Below are 17,886 nucleotides of genomic sequence, written 5' to 3' on the forward strand. Positions count from 1 at the left end.
CGACGTTCCTCCGGGGGCGGGTCACGGTTGCGGCGGGGTGGATGCCAGCATCCAGCTTGTGATCACATCTCTGGACGGGCGGCGTTTCGTCGCCGAGGCTGAGGTCGCGGGCGGCGAGGTCGGCACGCAGACGGAGTTCAGCTACCACGAGCAGGACGGCATGGTCTGGGCCGAGTACGGCGGCGGCGCGATCCGGCGCGGCTTCCTCGTCGGCACCCGTGACGGCGACCGGCTCGACTTCCGGTACACCCAGCTCAACACGGACGGGCAGACCTCGACCGGGCACTGCGTGTCCGTGCTGTCCCAGCTCGGCGACGGCCGGCTGCGGCTGGACGAGACCTGGGAGTGGGAGTCGCGGCCCGGCTCCGGGACCAGCGCGGTCGTCGAACAACGCTGAGCCGGGCGGTCAGCTCAGCGGAAGCACCTCGCCGACCAGGGCGAGGAATCGCCGAGGTTTGTCGTACGGGTGTCCTACCCTTCCACCGTGATCGGTAGCGGATTCGACCAGCGCGTCCTCGACGCGGTGCGCAGTGACCTGGCGGCGGCCGTGCTGGAGTTCGACGACGCACGCGCGTGGTTCGACGCGGCGGTGCGCGGGCCGATGGAGCCGCTGGGTGCCGAGGTGTGGGTGTTCGACCCCGCCCGGACCCGCGTCGTGCTGGTCCGGCACCCCTGGCGGGCCTGGGTGCCGCCGGGTGGCAGGGTCGAACCCGGGGAGACGCCACGCGAGGGGGCGGCCCGGGAACTGTTCGAGGAGACCGGAGTGCGCGCCGAACTCCTCGACCGGCCGGCGGCGGTGGCCGTCCGCTCGTTCCATCCGAGCTTGCCGGTGACCCTGTCCTTCTCCTACGTGGCGGTCGCCGCCGCCTCGACACCCCTGGTCGGCGAAGACGGGCAGCAGGCGGCCTGGAAACAGCTGGATCACGGCTGGGAGAGCTCCTTCCCGGAGGACCACGCCCGGATGCGGAGACTGGTGACGGCCTGGCCGTGATCCACCCCGCGGTCCTCGACCACGACCGGTCTGGTCGGCCACGCCTGGGACCGTCGATTCCCGGATGCGAGGCCCCCTGGCTACGCCGAGGCCGGTGCCGAGGCGGCGGGTGCCTCGATGACGTGGCCGGTGCGGTCTGGCGGTGAGGTGCCCGCTCGGCGAGGATCTGGTCCATGGACCGTTTCGAAGGAAGCTGTCACCTGGACTGGTGGGCGAACTCCTCTTTGAACTTCTGCGGAGACGCCGTCCACGTGGTGATCACCAGCGATGACGGCGGCTGGCACGCCGAGGGCCGCTTCCTCGCATTCAGCGAGACGGCGCTTGAGGGCGTCACGTTCCTGTGCGACCTCGATCCGGTCTTCGATCTCCGCTTCGAGGACGGCGGCACGATCCCCGTCACCGTCCACCTGATCGACGAGCGAGGGCGGTTCGCGCTCACCGCGCCGACCGGCCTGTCCGGGACGATCGACTACCAGCTCGATCTGACGACCGGGTCGGGCAGGCGCTCCGAGGTGCGTGGGGCCGTGGAGTAGCGGAAGGCTGCTCCACGGCCCGTGTCGGTCAGGCGACGCCCGTCGCCGCGGCGAGCGCCACAGCCGACTCCGGATAACGGGCCAGCAGCTCGTGCACCGGCCCGCTGCCGGGCTGTGACTCCGGCACGTCCCACGCCCCCTCGCAGCCGAGCAGCGCGGCGAGCGCGTCGGTCGGCTCGGGATGCACGGCCAGCAGCGCCGCGACCGGACCGGCCTGGGCACGCGGCCCGACCGCGGCGGCCGCCGGGTCGGGAGCCGTCGCCGACCAGGGCGGGGTCCACGTGTCGAGGGTCGGCAGGTCGCCCGGGAAGACCCGGCCGGCCTCGCGGACCAGCAGGCCGACGTGGTCGCCGCCCTCCTTGCGCAGGGTCGTGATCAGGGTCGGCAGCCAGGGCAGCAGCACCGCGTCGGGCAGCCGCCCGAACGCCTGCGAGATCGCCTCGACGACGAACCCGGCCAGCGCCGGCACCGGTTCCAGGGCCTGCACGAACCCGCTCAGATACTGCGGGTACGCGGGCAGCACCAGCGGGTTGTCCAGCAGCCCGACGCAGCGTTCGCGCAGCTCGGCCCGGGACAGCACGCCGAGCTGGTGCTGCGCCGCCCACAGCAGCGCGGTCTTGCCGGGCGTGGTCGGGTGCGACTGCGCCACGGCCAGTTCCAGCTGGGCCCGGTCGCAGCCCAGCGACAGCGCGAGGCTCTCCATACTGAACAGGAAGCCCAGCATCGCGGCGACCTGCTTGGCGCCGGTCTCCTCCTCGACGAAGGCGTTCGGCAGCAGGGTGCAGTAGTGCGCGTACCCGGCCTTGACGAACGCCTCCAGCCAGGCGGGCAGCACCGGCTCGGTGGCCCGGTAGTGGGCCAGCAGGCGGCGGGCCCGGCGCAGCACGTCCGGGGCGTCGTCGACGGTGCGTTCGGCGGCCAGCAGCTCGACCGCCCGCGCGCCGAGTTCGTCGGCGAAACGGCGGCTGCGCAGGTAAAGCGTCGCGTCCTCGACCGCACCCAGGGCGACCGCCGCCGTGGCCTGCGGACCCCAGACGGAGCGGCGCAGCCGCTGCTCCAGGACCTGCTCGACGGTGATGCCCTCGTAGCCGAGTTCGATCAGCTCGCGGGAGTGGGTGCCCAGGGCCAGGTCCCAGGACTCCTGGATGGCCCGGTGGCCGAGCCGCCGCTCGCCCATGATCGGGCGGGCCGCGCCCTGCGGCAGCAGTCGCCGCAGGATCCACAGCAGGTCCGAGCACCTGCCCAGCACGGGATCGCCGGCGATGTCGAGCAGGGCCCGCTGCACGCCGCGCTGCTCCAGTTTCAGGCCGAGCGGCGCGAGCCGGTCGTGCACGTCGCGGGCCAGCGGGGGCAGCGAGTCGTAGCCGACCTGGCCGATCCGGTCGCCGCCGAGCATGATCTCGCACAGCCGCCGCACGTCGCGGCGGCCGGGCACGGACTCCTTCTCGATGCAGGTGACGGCCGCGTCCTGGAAGTCGTACGGCGTGGGGCGGGCCCGGCCGCGCATCCCGGCGAGCAGGATCGACGTCTCGAACACGGCGATGGCGTCGGCGGTGCTGGACAGGTAGCCGTTGCGCCGGGCCAGCCGCACGATCTCGACGGACCAGCCGAGCAGCTCGTCCTCGTCGAGCGCGTCGAGGACCGGGGGCCGGGCGAGGAACCCGGACAGCCGGTCGGCGACCTGCTGCGCCTGCGGCGACACCACCGGGGCGGGCTTGGCCTTCTTCTTCGCGGTCCGGCCGCCCTGCTGGCCCTCCAGCCGGTACGGGACCACGCCGGTGCGGGTCAGCGACTTCGCGAACACCGCCGCGGCGATGGACACCGAGCCCGAGGCCAGCCCGAACTGGGCCTCGATCGAGGAGTGGCTCGACGGGATCAGGCCGTAGTGCCACTTCGTGGCGGTCCGGGGGCTGATCTCGTACGTGTCCGCGCCGTGCAGGCCGAACTCGTCGACGTGGCTGGCGGCATGGAACGCGCCGCAGACGTAGAGCGTGTCGGCGGCGTCGACGCCGGACGTGGCGAGGTGCTGCCGCATCCGGGTCCACATGTAGCGCTCGCGTTCCTCGTCGGAGGTGACCCGCTCGCGGGCGCCGGGCGCGAGCCGCCGGAACAGGCTGCCGATCAGGACCATGACCTGCCGGTACGTGTCGTAGTCGGCGTCGCCGAGGGGCTGCTCGACGTACTGGTCCCACCACTCCGACCAGTGGCGCACCTTGCCGTGGTGCAGCAGGTGCTCCTCCAGCTCGGCGAAGCGCGGCCGCAGGTCGCCGATCTCGACCCCGACGGCGTCGCCGTGCAGGTCCGCGTCCTCGACCGGTTCCGCCGCGGGTTCGGTGTTCGGCTCGGCCGCCTTGTCCTTGCGCGGCTGCCACTGGAACACGTGGTCGGTGGACCGGTCCACGAGCACCAGCTCGACCCCGGGCGTGTCCAGGGCGTACGCGATGGCCTGGTACTCGGCCGACGCCTCGGTGATCGGCGCGACCACCGACAGCGGCGCCCAGTCCTGCGGGAAGCCGTCGAGTTCGGACGCGAACGCCTGCACCGCCACCGGCAGCCGGCAGTTGCGCAGCTCGGTGAGCAGCGGCGTCATGTCCTCGCACAGCTCCAGGTAGATGACCTTGGGCTGCTTGTCGCGCAGCCGTCTGGCCATCGCCATCGCGGACGCGGGCGAGTGGTGGCACACCGGGAAGATCTCCAGCGGTTCGGCGAGCGCCCGGTCGACGTCGTCCACGATGCCGGAGAGGATCCCGGCGAGCGCGTCCGGCCCGTCGGCGAGCGCCGCCGCCGCGTCGAGCAGCTGCGAGCGCAGCGCCCCGAAGGTCGGTGTGGTCACGACAGCGTCTTGATCGCTTCGCGGCCGCCGTCGAGGAACTCGGTCCACGACCCGCCCTCGGCCTTGCTGCGCGGCTCGACGACGCCGTGCCAGTACTTGTTGAGGATGGCCAGGTCCTCCGGGGCGCGCCGGGCCAGCGACCCGACCAGGGAGCTGGCCAGGGTCTGCGCGCGCAGGGCCCGGTCGCCGAAGAAGTTGCTGTGCAGGATCGCGTCTTCGAGGACGCCGATCTGCTCGGCGGTGGACAGGGCCGATTCGAGCTTCTCGTCGTCGCTGCCCGCCGACGCGGCGGCGGCGCGCAGGTCGGCGAAGCTCTGCAGCAGGATGTCGAGCAGCGTCGGCGGCACGTCCAGCTCGATCTGGTGCCGGCGCAGCAGTTCGACGGTGCGGAACCGTACGATCTCGGCTTCGCTCTTCTTGTTGGTGACCACCGGGATGCGCACGAAGTTGAAGCGGCGCTTGAGCGCCGACGACAGGTCGTTGACGCCCCGGTCGCGGCTGTTCGCGGTCGCGATGACCGAGAAGCCGGGCTTGGCGAAGACGATGTTGTCGTCGTCCAGCTCGGGAATGGACACGTACTTCTCGGACAGGATCGAGATCAGGGCGTCCTGGACGTCGCTGGTGGAGCGGGTCAGCTCCTCGAAGCGGCCGATGACGCCCTGCTCCATCGCCGTCATGATCGGCGACGGGATCATCGAGGCCCGGGACTGGCCGTTGGCGATGACCGCCGACACGTTCCAGGAGTACTTGATGTGGTCCTCGGTGGTGCCGGCGGTGCCCTGCACGACCAGCGTCGAGTTGCGGCTGATCGCGGCGGCGAGCAGCTCGGCGAGCCAGCTCTTGCCGGTGCCGGGGTCACCGATGAGCAGCAGGCCCCGGTCGGAGGCGAGGGTGACGATGGCGCGTTCGACGAAACTGCGGTCGCCGAACCACTTCTGGGCGACCTCGCGGTCGAGGCCGTCGGCGCGCTCGCTGCCCAGGATGAACAGCCGCACCATCTTCGGGCTCAGCCGCCACGAGAACGGCTTGGGCCCGTCGTCGATCGACTCCAGCCAGTCCAGCTCCTCGGCGTACTTGGTCTCGGCGGGGGCGCGCAGCATCTCGGTCATGGGTCGTTCTCCTATGCCAGGAAGTTCTTGAGTTCGAACACGAGCTTGCGGATGTGGCCGGACACGACCGGCGTGCCGAGGTCCTTGAAGCGCTGGCGGAACCACGGGTTGACGATGTTCTGGCCGGAGCTGGTCACCGAGCCGACGGGGATGAACCGCACCCCGGAGCGCTGCACGGCGACGATGCTGTCGTACAGCGGCTGGGAGCGGTCGAACTCGTAGAAGTCCGAGATCCACACCATCGCGGTGTTGGCCGGTTCGGCGATCTTCGGGCGGGCCATCGCCATCGCGATCGGGCCGTCGTTGCCGCCGCCCAGGTTGGTGCGCAGCAGCACCTCGAACGGGTCGTGCACCCACGGCGTCAGATCGATGGCCCTGGTGTCGTACGCGATGAGGTGCACATCCACCTTCGGCAGCCCCGCGAAGATCGAGGCGAGGATGGTGCAGTTGACCATCGAGTCGACCATCGAACCGGACTGGTCGACCACCACGATCAGCCGCGACGGCGTGGTCTTGGCGGCGGTGTGCCGGTAGAACAGCCGGTCGACGTAGAGCTTCTGGTCGTCCGGGCTCCAGTTGGTCAGGTTCTTCCAGATGGTGCGGTCCAGGTCGAGATTGCGGAACACCCGCTTCGGCGGCACACTCCGGTCGATCTTGCCGACCGCGGTGCGCTCCACCTGGGTACGCAGCACCGCCGCAACCTCCTCCACGAACCGCCGGATCAGCGACTTCGCGTTGGCCAGCGCGACCCCGGACAGGTTCGACTTGTCGCGCAGCAGCTGCTCGATCAGCGACATGCTCGGGGTGAGCTGCGCGGCGAGCTTCGGGTCGGCCAGCACCTCGCGCAGCTTCATCCGGCCCACCAGGTCACCTTCCAGCTCGCCGAGCGTGCCGCCCATGCCCTGCCCGCTGCCGCCGCCCATGCCCCCGCCGCCCTGGCGGCGCAGGCTGCCCGGCTCCTCACCGAGGGCCCGCTCCAGCCACCCGGCATCGGACTGCCAGCGCGCCAGCTGCGTCGCCGACACCGCACCCGACCCGGTGTCGAACACGTTGAGCAGCAGCTTCGCCGCGAGCGCGGCACGCCGCACCTCGGCGGCCGAATCGCGGCCCTCCTCCGCCGCAGGGGCTTCGGCCTCGCCGGCACTCGCTGCGGCCTCGCCGGACACTGCGGCCCCGAGGTTCTCGGGCACCATCAGTCCGTCGAACTCCGTGGCAAGGTCGGGGAAGCGCTGCACGATGTTGTCGATCGACACCGACGGGTCGAGCAGGGCCGCGGGCAGGCCGATGTCCTCGATCACGGCGAGGCTGGCCGCTTCCAGGGTGCCCTGCTCCTCGCGGCTGAACAGCCGGGCGATGAGCCGCCAGTAGATCACCTGGCGGCGGTTGAAGTCCGCGTCCACGGTCATCGGCGCAGCAACCTTCCGGCCCGCTCGCGCAGCACCTTGGCCGCGTCGGCGGCGGCCGCCTCGGCCTTGGCTCCGGCGGCGTCGGCCGCCCCGCCGGCCCACGCGCCCGCGTGTACGGCGACCGTCTTGCGCTTGACCTGCGCCTCGACGGCCAGGGGCTGGATCGTCCAGTGCCCGTCCCAGCGCAGCAGCCCGATGCACGCCGTCGACGCGGCGACCAGCGCGGGCGTGAGCGGCCCGGCGCTGTGCATACGCTCGACGTCCACCTCGACGGTCAGGCCCGGCAGGGTGAGCGTGACGCCGTCGTCATCCGCCGCCGCCGTGTACCCCTCCAGCAGCACCGGCTCGGCGATGCGCACCGGGTGCCGCTCCAGCGGTGGAACCGGCGCAGCGCTCGCCGCCGCCAGCTGCACCCGTGCGGTGGCGAACGGCTCGGCGGGCGCTCCCGCCTTCGTGTGCTCGTCGGACCAGATCAGGTCGCCGCCCGCGGTGACCGGCATGTCCGTCAGGTCCATGGCGCGCTGCTCGGTGACCGCCGCCAGCAGCGCGCTGTGGCCGCGCAGCAACTGCCACACACCCGACCCGACCAGCGTGTCCACCTTCGGCGTGGACACGCTCGCGCGCACCAGGCGCGGCCCGTCGGCGGTCTCCAGCACAGCGTGCACCTGCGCCTGCACCGCCGTCGGGTGCTCGTGCAGGTCAACGCCGAGCGGCAGCAGCCGCCCCGACACCGTGCCCACCTCGGTCGAGGCGAGCGCGCCCGGCTGGGCCAGCAGCACCGCGCGGGCCCACAGGTCGGCCCAGCGGCGCACCGGCACCCGGGGCATCGTCGCGCCGGGCGCGCAGGCGCGCAGCTCTCCGGCGAACCCGTCGAGCAGCGCGCCCAGCCGCCGCAGCCGCAGGTCGGCGAGCAGCGCCTGCACCGCCTGGTCGGCGTGCGACACGAGGTCGTGGTCGATGCCGCGCCAGCCCGCGATGGCCAGATCGGACAGCCACGACCGGGCCGCGGCCAGCAGGTTGTCGGCTCCCGTCAAGGAGCCCAGTCCGGCGGCCGGCCATGGCTCACGGCCGCGCCCGGCCGCCTCGTCGAGCCGGGCCAGCAGCGCGTCGTGGGACGCGCCGAGCAGCGCCGAACGCGCCGCGACCAGTGCCGCGAGGTGCTCGTCGGAGATCGAACCGGCGATGGTCTTGTCCACCGCCTCGGCGACCCGGCCGGCCAGCGGGGTGCCCGACACGGCGGCGGCGAGCGCGTGCAGCGCCGCGATCTGCTCCGCACCCGGCCGCAGCAGCCCGCCGACCAGCGCGCCGTCGAACCCGGCCACCACCTCGTACGCCTCGGACACCCCGTCGACCGGGGCCGCCAGCAGGTCGAACCGCATCAGCGCACCGCCCCGCCGGCCGGGAACCAGTGCAGCTCGGGCAGCGGCTCGGTGGTGGCGGCCAGCTCCAGGTAGGCCAGGTGCCGCAGGAAGCGGCTGAACACCGGCGCGCCCGCCGACGGCTCGTGCCACGGGTCGGCCGCCGCCAGCACGGCCGCGCCGGTCGTGGCGTCCTCGGCGACCTCGGCGCGCACGTAGCGGGCGACGCGCTCGACCCCGTACTGCAGCACCGCCTCGTCGGCCAGGGCGCGCAGGTGGTTGCAGCCGCCACGGCGGATGCCGCCACAGGGGCGGTTGTTGTTGGTGCTGCAGTGGAACGAGTGGTTCGCGGCGGTCAGCGAGGACACGTACACCCGCTCGATGTCCGAGCCGCTGGACACCACTCCCTGCAGCCGGCCGTCGGCCAGCTCCACGAACGGCACCTTGGCGAGTTTGCGCGGCCGCGCGGGCGCGACCACGAGCGCGGCGCTGCGCTCCTCCCACGGTTTCCGGGCAGCGTTCACCCTGCCTGCACCTCCTTGAACGGCGGATCCACCGGCCAAGGTCGGCTTCGGCGGCGCGGGTGAAATTACCGTCCCCACCCGACACTTTCCACCGCACCACCGCCCCGCCACACCTCGCGCCCGGCACCCGGTCCGCAGGTCCGGGGAAACTGCACGTAAAGACAGGCACTTAGCTGCGGTTTCACCGAAACTGCGGACCAAGGCCTCGCTCGGGGCGTCCGGTGGTCAGGACAGTTCGAGGATGTCGTACGGGTCGAGGGCGTCGGCGTAGTGGTCGGGGTGGAAGGTGGCGAGTGTGGCGCCGAGGTCCTGGACGGTGGCGACGGCGTGGGCCGGGCCGTGGCCGAGGGCGCGGGCCGGGGCGGCGACGGCGGGCACCAGGTCGGTGTGCATCGGCAGGACCTGCACGGGGCTGTCCGCGCGTCCGATCAGGTCGGTGAGCAGGTCCTGCTCCTCCTTGCCGAGGTCGGGCCACAGGTCGACGAGCGCGAGGACCGGTATCCCGGCCAGGTCGCCGTCCTCGGCGACGGTCTGCATCAGCTCCCCCACGGACACGCTCTCCAGGCGGGCGTACGCGCGCAGCGCGGAGCCGTCCAGCACGACGGTGATGTTCACGCGGCCTGCTGGCGGCGGTTCGCCCGTTCCCGGCGCACCCGGTGCAGCCGGTCACGCATGGCCGCCACTCCGGCGTCGGTGATCGCCTGTTCGCCGGTGTAGCCGTGCTCGGCGAGCATCGCCTTGATCCGGTCGAGGCGGCGGTCCTTCTCGATCAGGCTCGCCAGGTAGGCCGAGGTGTTGCCGTTGCCCTTGGCACGGGCGTATTCGGCCAGATCCACCGGCAGGCTGATCGAGGTGCGGTCCACCTGTTCACGGTTCATACGATTACTGTAACCCGTAATACTGATCAACCAGCGTCACCGACCATGATGACGACGTTGCCGGTCTTGTGGCCGGTGTCGACGTAGCGGTGCGCTTCGGCGATCCGCTCCAGCGGGTAGGTGCGGTCGACGACGATCCGCAGCCGGTCCTGCTCGATGAGGTCGCGCACGTAGACCAGCAGCTCGGTCTTGTCGACGGACATGCCGCCGACGACGCGGCGGCCGCCGGTCAGGGCGGTCAGCCAGACCAGTGGCACGTTGTGCAGGCCCGTCGTCGGGACGTACCGGCCCTTCGGGGTCAGCGACGCCCGGCAGGCGCGGAAGGAGCTGCGCCCGAGCGTGTCGAACACGACGTCGTAGCGCTCGCCGTTCGCGGTGAAGTCGTCCTTCGTGTAGTCGATGACGTGGTCCGCGCCGAGTTCGGCGACCAGCGCCAGGTTGCGGGCGCCGCAGACCCCGGTCACGTGCGCGCCGAGGTGTTTGGCCAGCTGGACGGCGTACGTGCCGACGCTGCTGGACGCGCCGACCACCAGCACCCGCTGCCCGGGCCGCACCCGGGCCTGGTCGCGCAGGAAGAACAGCGCGGTGGTGGCTCCGTCGACCGCGGCGGCGGCCTGCCCGAAGGTCACGTTCGCCGGCATGATCGCGAGCGAGCGGCCCGCCGGCATGCACTTGTAGTCGGCGTACGCGCCCAGCCCGAAGCCGGTGAAGCCGAACACCCGGTCGCCGGGCCGGAAACGGGTCACGCCCGCGCCGACGGCGGCCACCTCGCCGGCCAGTTCCATGCCGAGGGTGCGCATCCGGCGGCGCGGCCGGGTGAATCCGAGGACGACCCGGCCCCAGCGGGGTTCGCCGCGCCGCATCGCGGCCTCGGCCGCGGTGACGGTGGTCGCGACGACCTTCACCAGGACGTCGCCGTCACCGGGCACCGGTGTGTCCACCTCGGTCAGGCGCAGCACGTCGGGTGAACCGAAGTCCTGGTGCACGATCGCGCGCATGGCTGCTCCATCCGTGAGACGTCATCGGACGGACGACGCCGGCCGCTGCCTGCCACGCTAGGTGCGCCGCCGGAGACCTCGCATCGGCGACAACCCTGAACCCGACCCCTAAGCGAGCACCTGATCACGGTCCGTGTCAGACGGACTCCTGGCTGAGGACGCTGCTGATGCCGCGCAGCTGCGCGACGTACGCCTTGCCGATGAGGCTCGGCGGGATCAGCCCGGTCAGCGTGCGTACCAGCGGAGGTAGTGGTTTGTTGGTCTGCTCGCTCGCGGCGCGCCGGGAGACCTTGCGCACCCGGCGCGCGCGCAGTGCCTCGTAGCGCCGCAGCACGCCGGGCAGGTCGGCGGTGTCGGTGCGCAGCGCGCGGCTGAGCAGCCAGGCGTCTTCCAGGGCCTGGTTGGCGCCCTGCGCCTGGGTGGGCGGGAAGGCGTGCGCGGCGTCGCCGAGCAGCGTCGCCCCACCGCGTCCCCACCGGTCGGGGATCTGGTGTGTCACGTGCCGGAACGACTCCAGGTCCTCGTCCCGGAGCTGCCGCAGCAGCCCCTGCACGAGCGGGCCGTATCCGGCGAACCGCGCGGCCAGCTCTGCGGCGGGTGAGTCGCCCAGCGGCCGGTGCACGTCGAACCACCACATGAGCAGGCCGTCGCCGGAGGGCAGCAGCCCGACCAGCCCGGCGTCGCCGACGACGCAGACGCCGGTCGTGCCGCCGACGAGTTCGGGCAGCACCGGGGTGAGGCCCTGCCAGGTGGTCCACTCGTTCTCGGCGGCGGGCGCCGGGTCGAGGACCGCGCGGCGTACGGCGGAGCGGTGCCCGTCCGCGCCCACCACGACGTCGGCCTCGTGCCGGTCGCCCGCGGCGTCGATCGCGGTCACGCCGCCGGGGTGGACCTCGACGTCGACGATCTCGCGTGAGAACTCCACCGGCACCCCCTGCGCGAGATGCCTGAACAGGCGATCGCGGGGCACCGACGTCACCGGGAAGCCGATCCGCTTCGCGAGCACCGTCAGGTCGGCGGTGACCATGGTCCGGCCGTCGGCGCTGTCGAACCGCAGCCGGTCGAGCCGCCCGCCGAAGCCGGCCAGGGGCGCGCCGAGCCCGGCGAGCGCGGCCGCCCCGTTGCTGAAGATCGTGACGGCCGCGCCGCCGGTACGCAGCTCGGGGGCTTGCTCGAAGACGCGGACCTCGTGCCCGGATCCGGCGAGCCCGCGGGCGAGGGCCAGCCCGCCGACACCGCCTCCCGCGATGAGTACCTGCACTGCGACACCCCATTCACTACGTACGTTGTACAACGGATGGTGCCATACACTGATCGGGTGCCGCCACCCAACGAACAGCGCCGGGCGTTTCTCACCGACGCGGCCATCGATCTGCTCGTGGAATCGGGCGTGCACGGCGTCACCCACCGGGCCGTCGACCGGCGCTCCGGGCTGCCCGCCGGGACCGCGTCGAACTACTTCCGCAGCCGGGAGGCCCTGCTCGTGGCGACCGCCCGCCGCGTCGTCGAGCGCCACCAGGCCGACATGACCGAGGCGGCGAGAGCCGAGCCCGCTCCCGTCGCGGAAGACGGCGTGCAGCGGGCGATCGACCTGATCACGGGCTCATTGCTGCTGGCGGCAGGCCCGCACCGGGCGCGCTACCTGGCGATCTTCGAGCTGCGGCTGGAGAGCCTGCGACGGCCGGCCCTGGCGGCGGCGCTGGACGAGTCGATGGCGGCGATGGCCTCGTTCACCGGCGCCCACCACGCCGACCTCGGCCTGCAGATCCCCCCGGCCGCGATCCCGCCGATGCTCGTGATGTACGGCGGTGCCTTATTCGCGCTGGTCACCGGGCCTGCTGAGGCGGTGACCAGGGAGGCGGCGCAGCCGCTCGCCGTCGCGATCGTGCAGGGCGGGCTCGCTGCAGCACGGAACGTGTGACGACCACCACGCACCGTCACATGCCGTAGGGCTGTCCTGTCTTAGCTGTTCGAGCAGGGCAAACCTTACGGAACGGAGAACACCATGACCGACCAGAAGCCGACCGTCGTGCTCGTGCACGGGGCCTTCGCCGAATCCGCGAGCTGGTCCGGGGTCGTGCAGCGGCTGCGGGAACGCTCGATCGACGTCGTGGCGGCCGGAAACCCGCTGCGCGGCGTGCCGGGCGACGCCGCCTACGTACGCGACGTGGTCGCCGCGATCAGCGGGCCCGTGGTGCTCGTCGGCCACTCGTACGGCGGCATGGTCATCACCGAGGCCGCGGCCGGCAACGGCAAGGTCACCGGCCTGGTGTACGTCTGCGCGTTCGCGCCCGACCACGGCGAGTCCGCGTTCGACCTGTCGACCAGGTTCCCGGGCAGCACCCTGGGCCAGGCGCTGACCGCCTACCCGGTCTCGACCGGCGGCAACGAGCTCGCCATCCGGCCCGACGTGTTCCACCAGCAGTTCGCCGCCGACGTGTCGGCCGAGCGGGCCGCCGTGATGTTCGCGACCCAGCGCCCCGTCACCGAACTCGCCCTCACCACCGGCCTGCCCGCCGCCGCACCGGCGTGGGCGTCGATCCCGTCGTGGTTCGTCTTCAGCGACGCCGACCTGTGCATCCCGGTCGAGCTGCAGCGGCACATGGCGAAGCGGGCCGAGGCCAGGAGCGTCCGGGAGGTGCCGGGCGCGTCCCACGCGATCAGCGTCTCGCAGCCCGACGCGGTCACCGCGACGATCCTCGAGGCCGTCGCGGCGGCCTGACCCGAGCCGGGGGTGAGGTCGTGGCGTCTCCTCGGACCTCACCCCCTCCATCGCACAGCGGACCGAAGAAGGGCAGGTAGTGCCGTGAAAACCAGTCGGGTGGAGGCGTTCAGCGACGGGGTGCTCGCCATCATCATCACGATCATGGTGTTGGAGCTGCGGGTGCCGGAGGGACACGACCTGTCGGCGCTGCTCGACATGACGGGCACCGGCCTGCTGACGTACCTGCTGAGCTTCGTCTACATCGGCATCTACTGGAACACCCACCACCACATGTTCCACCTGGTGGAGCGGGTCAGCGGCGCGGTGCTGTGGGCGAACCTGGCGCTGCTGTTCTGCCTGTCGCTGTTCCCGTTCACGACCGCCTGGGTGGACGAGTCGGGGTTCGCGCAGACGCCGGTGGTCCTCTACGGCGTGAACCTGCTCGGCTCGGCACTGGCCTACGTGGTGCTGCAGAACCTGGTCATCAAGCAGCAGGGGCCGGATTCGCCGCTACGCCGGGCCGTCGGCCGCGACCGCAAGGGCAAGGCGTCGCTGGTGCTCGACGTCGCCGGCATCCTCAGCGCGCTGCTGATCCCCGGGCAGGCCGGGGTATGGGTCGCGCTGGGCTGCTTCGTCGCCGTAGTGGTCATGTGGGTGGTGCCCGACCCGCGCATCGACCGGATCGTGCGCGAGCACACCGATCGGGACACCAGCACCGATGCCGCCGCGCGTACGGCGCTCTGACCTGGCCGGGCCCACACGGGCGACGGGCATCCACTACGTTGGCCGCCATGGGATTGCTGGGAAGGTTCTTCGGATCGCCCCGGGACAGGTTCGCGGCCGAGGCGCTCCGGATCACCCGGCAGGCCCCCGGGGTCCGGCGGGCCGGCTACGACGCGGGCAAGTTCGCGATCGCGGCGTGGCGTGACGGCGCCACCACCCCGGTGTGGATCTACCTGTCGAACGTCTTCGCCGAGAGCGAGGGCGCCGGGGCGGCCGCCCGCCGGGACCGGATCGCGCAGCTCGTGCGCATCATCATGACCCCGCACGACGACGAGGCCTGGCACGAGGTGCGCCACCGGCTGCGCCCGGTGCTGCGCGCGGAGACCTTCGGGCAGGGCGGGCCGATGGGCATGGTCCCGCCGCTGTCCCGGGCCGCCCTGCCGCACCTGCGCGAGCTGGTCGTCGTCGACCGCCCCGAGTCCATGGCGTACGTGACCCCGGCCCGGCTCGACGACTGGGAGGTCACCGCCGACGAGGTCTTCACCGCCGCGCGCGAGAACCTCCAGCGCATCGCCGAGCGCTCGCTGAGCCGGGAGTGGCCCGACGCGGGCGCGCTGATCCGCATGGTCGACTCAGGCGACGGCTATTTCACCTCGCTGCTGCTGGCCCCGGGCTGGCTGGCCGGGGTCGGCCACGCGATGGACGCGCAGGTCGTCGCGTTCGTGCCCGACATCAACACGGTCCTGCTCTGTCCGGTCGGCGAGGGCGGCATGCCCGGCCTGTTCTCCCTCGTGGAGAGCGAGTTCAACGAGGCGACCCGCGGGGTCTCCCCGGTCGGCTACGTCGCCGGCGAGCGCGGCCGCGTCGTGCCGTACGCCCCGCCGCCGGGCCACCCGGACCACGTGCCCGCCCAGCGCGCCCAGGTCGTGCTCGCCCACACCGAGTACGGCGCGCAGACCCGGTGGCTGTCCACGCAGTACGCCGAGCACGGCATCGACGTGTTCGTGGCGTCGCTCATCGCCGCGGCCCGCCCCGACGAGCCCGCGATCACCGTCACCACCTGGACCGACGGCATCACCACCCTGCTGCCGGAGGCCGACTTCGTCTCCTTCGTCCGCGACGGCGAGAGCTGGGGGCGGGTGCCGTGGCGCGACGTGGCCCGGCTCGTCGAGCTGACCCCCGAGCCGCTGCTCGCCCCGACCCGCTACCAGGTCGGCGACTGGCCCGCGCCGGAGGTCATGGCACAGCTGCGGGCGCGCGCCGTCGACTGACCGCGGTTCACGAACCGAGCACCGACGGCAGTGCGGCGATGAGCCGTTCGAGCCAGGGCGCGGCGGCGGGCCCGCCGAAGTCGCCGGCCCAGTCGATCCGCCAGGACCGCACCCGGTCCGGGTGGTAGGCGTCCGGATCGGACACCCGGCGCAGCAGGTGGCGGCGCAGGCGGTCGGGCAGGCGGGCGCCGCCCCGTTCGGCGAGCAGCACCGCGTCGTACAGGTCCTTGCCCGCGGCCGTGCCCGCGTCCGCCTGGTCGCTGTGCAGCCACTGCAGCTTCCAGACCAGCGACAGCTCCGGACCGACGGTCCACGCGGCGGTCGGCGGGCCGCCCCCGGCGCGGGGTATCGCGGTCAGCACCGGCGCTTCCGGCAGGTGCTCGTCGTAGGAGAAGTCGAGCTGCAGCAGCCCGTGCACCGCGTCATCGACCCGCCAGGGCAGCAGCAGGCGCGTGCCACCCGTACCGTCCTCGCCGTCGTACGCGTACGCCCAGGCGTGGTCGATCTCGGCCTCGTCGGGGTCGAACAGGACGCCACCCTCGGCCTGCGGCTGCTTGCGCACGAGCATGAGCACGTCCTCGTGCGGACGGTCCAGATCCATGCGGTCCAGCGGCGGCATCCAGCGCAGCCCTTCGGGTGGCAGCACGGCGCGAATGCCGCCGGTGTCGAAGTCGTCCGGGTCCCACATCTCGTCGCCGGCCGCGCCGTGGGCCGCCTCCGGCCAGGTGCGCACCCGGTCGAGCTTGTCCAGGTAGGGATAGGGGAACGCGGGGTCGATCGGCACCCAGGCCAGGGGCCGCACGACCCAGTCCAGGTCGCCGGGTTCGCGAGCGTGCTCCCCCGCCCAGGAGAGCATCGTCATGCTGCCGCGCAGCACCAGCCGGTCCCCGCAGGGCGCCGCGGCGACCAGGGCCAGTACATGATCGAGCGCCGCCCGGTGCGCCGCCCTGAGCCGGGCGGGCACACCGGACGGCGCACTGTCGAGCGGTGCGGCGTCACCCATGCCGCCAGACGCTATGCGGTCGGTCTGACAGCGTGCGGGTCACTGGTTGGGTGCGGCGTCACTGATGTCGGCGAGCGCCGATGCGGGGTCGCGCTCCACGGCCAGGTCGCCGAGCGAGACGATGCCCACCGGGTGGCCGCCTTCGGCGACGGGCAGGCGGCGCAGCGAGTGCTCGCGCATGAGCTGCACGGCCCGGGACACGGGTTCGTCGGGGCGGATCGTCACGGCGGGTTCGCTGAGCACGTCCTTCAGCCGGGTGCTGCCCGGCTCGCGGCCCTGGGCGAGCGCCCGGATCACGATGTCGCGGTCGGTGACGACGCCTTCGAGGTTGCCCTGCTGGTCGGTGACCAGCACGTCGCCGATGTCTCGGCTGCGCATCTGCTCGGCCGCCTCGGTGATGCTCGCCGAGTCGGGCATGCAGCAGGGGTCGCCTGTCATGATTTCTCGTACCATCTGCGCGGTTGCCATCTGGAACCTCCTTGCGGTGGCTTTCCATGCTCTTCACCGCATTCCCCGCCCGCATCGGCCAAACACCGTGAACGGCCCGATGCGAGCGGAATGGCAACTCAGGTGAAGATGCTGACACCTCCGGGGCCCACGAGCAGACCGACGACGATCAACACGATCCCCCAGAGGATCTCCCTGCGCAGCAGGGCGAAGATACCCGCGATCACCAGCACGACCGCGAGAATCCACAGCAGCGTGGCCATCTCTTTCTCCCTCGTCCGAACGGCCGGCCCAGGATGGGACAGGACTCCGGTGGGCGTACCGGGCCGATCGTCGATGCTCGACCGGGATCACCCGACATTCCGCGTACCCACGGGTGAAACATGTCAAACCGGCCCGGCTCATCGGCGCAGCGCCGCCACGGCCAGCCGCAGGTCCGCCACCAGGCCCTCGTACAGGGCGTCGCGGTCGACGGCGCGCAGCACCGCCGACGGATGGATGGTGGCCAGCAACTGCGCCGCGCCGTCGGCCGCGAACAGCTCGGGCTGGTACGCCGCGCCGGGCCAGGGCATCAGCACACCCCGCGCCCCGGACACGGTCGCCGACGGCCCGAGCAGCGCCTTGAGCGCCGTGCCGCCGAGCGCCACCAGCACGCGCGGACGCAGCAGGTGCAGCTCGGCGGCCAGCCAGGGCATGCAGGCGGTCATCTCGGCACGGTTCGGGTTCTGGTGGATACGCCGCTTGCCGGTGTCGGTGGACTTGAACTTGAAGTGCTTGACCACGTTGGTCACGTAGGCGTCCGCCCGGTCCAGCCCGGCCTGCTCCACCGCCCGGTCCAGCAGCTTGCCGGCCGGGCCGACGAACGGCGCGCCGCGGCGGTCCTCGACGTCACCGGGCTGCTCGCCGATCAGCACCACCCGGGCATGGGCCGGCCCCGCCCCGAAGACCGTCTGGGTGGCGTCGCGATACAGGTGGCAGCCACGGCAGCCGGCCGCGGCCTCCCGCAGCTCGCCGATCGACGCCGCCCCGTCGGGGACATACCGCTGAGCGCCCTGCTCCGTGCTCGTCGCCATGGTGAGCTGGTACCCGGGATGCGGACGGACCATGC

General features: G+C 72.4%; 20 protein-coding genes. 7 read left to right on the top strand and 13 right to left on the bottom strand.

All coding sequences use genetic code 11. From position 1 onward, the window contains the following. Positions 1–58 precede the first annotated feature (58 nt). The 3 genes from Cco03nite_RS04290 to Cco03nite_RS04300 all read left to right on the top strand — a co-directional run bounded on the left by Cco03nite_RS04290 (position 59) and on the right by Cco03nite_RS04300 (position 1,524). Positions 59–397, top strand: a complete 339-nt coding sequence (locus Cco03nite_RS04290; protein WP_203688731.1) for an avidin-fold protein — start codon at positions 59–61, stop codon at positions 395–397. 87 nt (positions 398–484) lie between these two features. Next, entirely contained in the window at positions 485–991 is a 507-nt protein-coding gene (locus Cco03nite_RS04295) for an NUDIX domain-containing protein (protein ID WP_239167097.1), read from the top strand. 173 nt (positions 992–1,164) lie between these two features. After that, a complete protein-coding gene (locus Cco03nite_RS04300; protein WP_203688732.1) occupies positions 1,165–1,524 on the top strand; it encodes a hypothetical protein in 360 nt (119 codons plus the stop codon). 28 nt (positions 1,525–1,552) lie between these two features. On the opposite strand, the gene Cco03nite_RS04305 is transcribed toward Cco03nite_RS04300, so the two are convergent. The 9 genes from Cco03nite_RS04305 to Cco03nite_RS04345 all read right to left on the bottom strand — a co-directional run bounded on the left by Cco03nite_RS04305 (position 1,553) and on the right by Cco03nite_RS04345 (position 11,891). Then, positions 1,553–4,357 carry a DUF5682 family protein gene (locus Cco03nite_RS04305; protein ID WP_203688733.1) on the bottom strand — a complete coding sequence of 935 codons (2,805 nt, stop codon included), beginning with the start codon at positions 4,355–4,357 and terminating at the stop codon, positions 1,553–1,555. Beyond that, on the bottom strand, positions 4,354–5,466 hold the full coding sequence (locus Cco03nite_RS04310; protein ID WP_203688734.1) for an ATP-binding protein: 1,113 nt from the start codon (positions 5,464–5,466) through the stop codon (positions 4,354–4,356). Before Cco03nite_RS04310 ends, Cco03nite_RS04305 begins: the two co-directional genes overlap by 4 nt. Positions 5,467–5,477: 11 nt before the next feature. Then, positions 5,478–6,872, bottom strand: coding sequence for a VWA domain-containing protein (locus Cco03nite_RS04315; RefSeq protein WP_203688735.1), 1,395 nt, complete (start codon positions 6,870–6,872; stop codon positions 5,478–5,480). Then, entirely contained in the window at positions 6,869–8,251 is a 1,383-nt protein-coding gene (locus tag Cco03nite_RS04320; RefSeq protein ID WP_203688736.1) for a hypothetical protein, read from the bottom strand. The genes Cco03nite_RS04315 and Cco03nite_RS04320 overlap by 4 nt, the downstream gene beginning before the upstream one ends. Then, entirely contained in the window at positions 8,251–8,754 is a 504-nt protein-coding gene (locus tag Cco03nite_RS04325) for a hypothetical protein (protein ID WP_239167098.1), read from the bottom strand. Before Cco03nite_RS04325 ends, Cco03nite_RS04320 begins: the two co-directional genes overlap by 1 nt. 225 nt (positions 8,755–8,979) lie before the next feature. Beyond that, the gene (locus Cco03nite_RS04330) at positions 8,980–9,369 is read right to left on the bottom strand and encodes a hypothetical protein (protein ID WP_203688737.1); all 390 of its coding nucleotides are present in this window, start codon (positions 9,367–9,369) and stop codon (positions 8,980–8,982) included. After that, positions 9,366–9,632, bottom strand: a complete 267-nt coding sequence (locus Cco03nite_RS04335; protein WP_203688738.1) for a hypothetical protein — start codon at positions 9,630–9,632, stop codon at positions 9,366–9,368. Before Cco03nite_RS04335 ends, Cco03nite_RS04330 begins: the two co-directional genes overlap by 4 nt. A gap of 26 nt (positions 9,633–9,658) precedes the next feature. Next, positions 9,659–10,630, bottom strand: a complete 972-nt coding sequence (locus Cco03nite_RS04340; protein WP_203688739.1) for an NAD(P)-dependent alcohol dehydrogenase — start codon at positions 10,628–10,630, stop codon at positions 9,659–9,661. Positions 10,631–10,766: 136 nt separating this feature from the next. Next, positions 10,767–11,891, bottom strand: coding sequence for an FAD-dependent oxidoreductase (locus Cco03nite_RS04345; protein WP_203688740.1), 1,125 nt, complete (start codon positions 11,889–11,891; stop codon positions 10,767–10,769). 57 nt (positions 11,892–11,948) lie between these two features. Between Cco03nite_RS04345 and Cco03nite_RS04350 the strand changes: the two genes are divergently transcribed. The 4 genes from Cco03nite_RS04350 (at position 11,949) to Cco03nite_RS04365 (ending at position 15,328) form a co-directional block, all read left to right on the top strand. Further along, a complete protein-coding gene (locus tag Cco03nite_RS04350) occupies positions 11,949–12,551 on the top strand; it encodes a TetR/AcrR family transcriptional regulator (protein WP_203688741.1) in 603 nt (200 codons plus the stop codon). Positions 12,552–12,635: 84 nt separating this feature from the next. Next, complete coding sequence (locus tag Cco03nite_RS04355; protein WP_203688742.1) at positions 12,636–13,352, top strand: alpha/beta fold hydrolase; 717 nt, start codon at positions 12,636–12,638, stop codon at positions 13,350–13,352. Between the two features lie 84 nt (positions 13,353–13,436). Continuing rightward, positions 13,437–14,078, top strand: a complete 642-nt coding sequence (locus tag Cco03nite_RS04360; protein ID WP_203688743.1) for a TMEM175 family protein — start codon at positions 13,437–13,439, stop codon at positions 14,076–14,078. A gap of 47 nt (positions 14,079–14,125) precedes the next feature. After that, the gene (locus Cco03nite_RS04365; protein ID WP_203688744.1) at positions 14,126–15,328 is read left to right on the top strand and encodes a hypothetical protein; all 1,203 of its coding nucleotides are present in this window, start codon (positions 14,126–14,128) and stop codon (positions 15,326–15,328) included. A 7-nt stretch (positions 15,329–15,335) separates the two neighbouring features. On the opposite strand, the gene Cco03nite_RS04370 is transcribed toward Cco03nite_RS04365, so the two are convergent. The 4 genes from Cco03nite_RS04370 to Cco03nite_RS04385 form a co-directional block, all read right to left on the bottom strand. Then, the gene (locus tag Cco03nite_RS04370) at positions 15,336–16,331 is read right to left on the bottom strand and encodes a nucleotidyl transferase AbiEii/AbiGii toxin family protein (protein ID WP_203688745.1); all 996 of its coding nucleotides are present in this window, start codon (positions 16,329–16,331) and stop codon (positions 15,336–15,338) included. Between the two features lie 39 nt (positions 16,332–16,370). Beyond that, entirely contained in the window at positions 16,371–16,769 is a 399-nt protein-coding gene (locus tag Cco03nite_RS04375; RefSeq protein ID WP_239167099.1) for a CBS domain-containing protein, read from the bottom strand. Between the two features lie 128 nt (positions 16,770–16,897). Further along, positions 16,898–17,041, bottom strand: coding sequence for a GPGG-motif small membrane protein (locus tag Cco03nite_RS04380; protein WP_203688747.1), 144 nt, complete (start codon positions 17,039–17,041; stop codon positions 16,898–16,900). Between the two features lie 138 nt (positions 17,042–17,179). Then, positions 17,180–17,851 carry a UdgX family uracil-DNA binding protein gene (locus Cco03nite_RS04385; RefSeq protein ID WP_203688748.1) on the bottom strand — a complete coding sequence of 224 codons (672 nt, stop codon included), beginning with the start codon at positions 17,849–17,851 and terminating at the stop codon, positions 17,180–17,182. Positions 17,852–17,886 lie beyond the last annotated feature (35 nt).

Source organism: Catellatospora coxensis, from assembly GCF_016862635.1.
GTDB classification, from domain to species: Bacteria; Actinomycetota; Actinomycetes; order Mycobacteriales; family Micromonosporaceae; genus Catellatospora; species Catellatospora coxensis.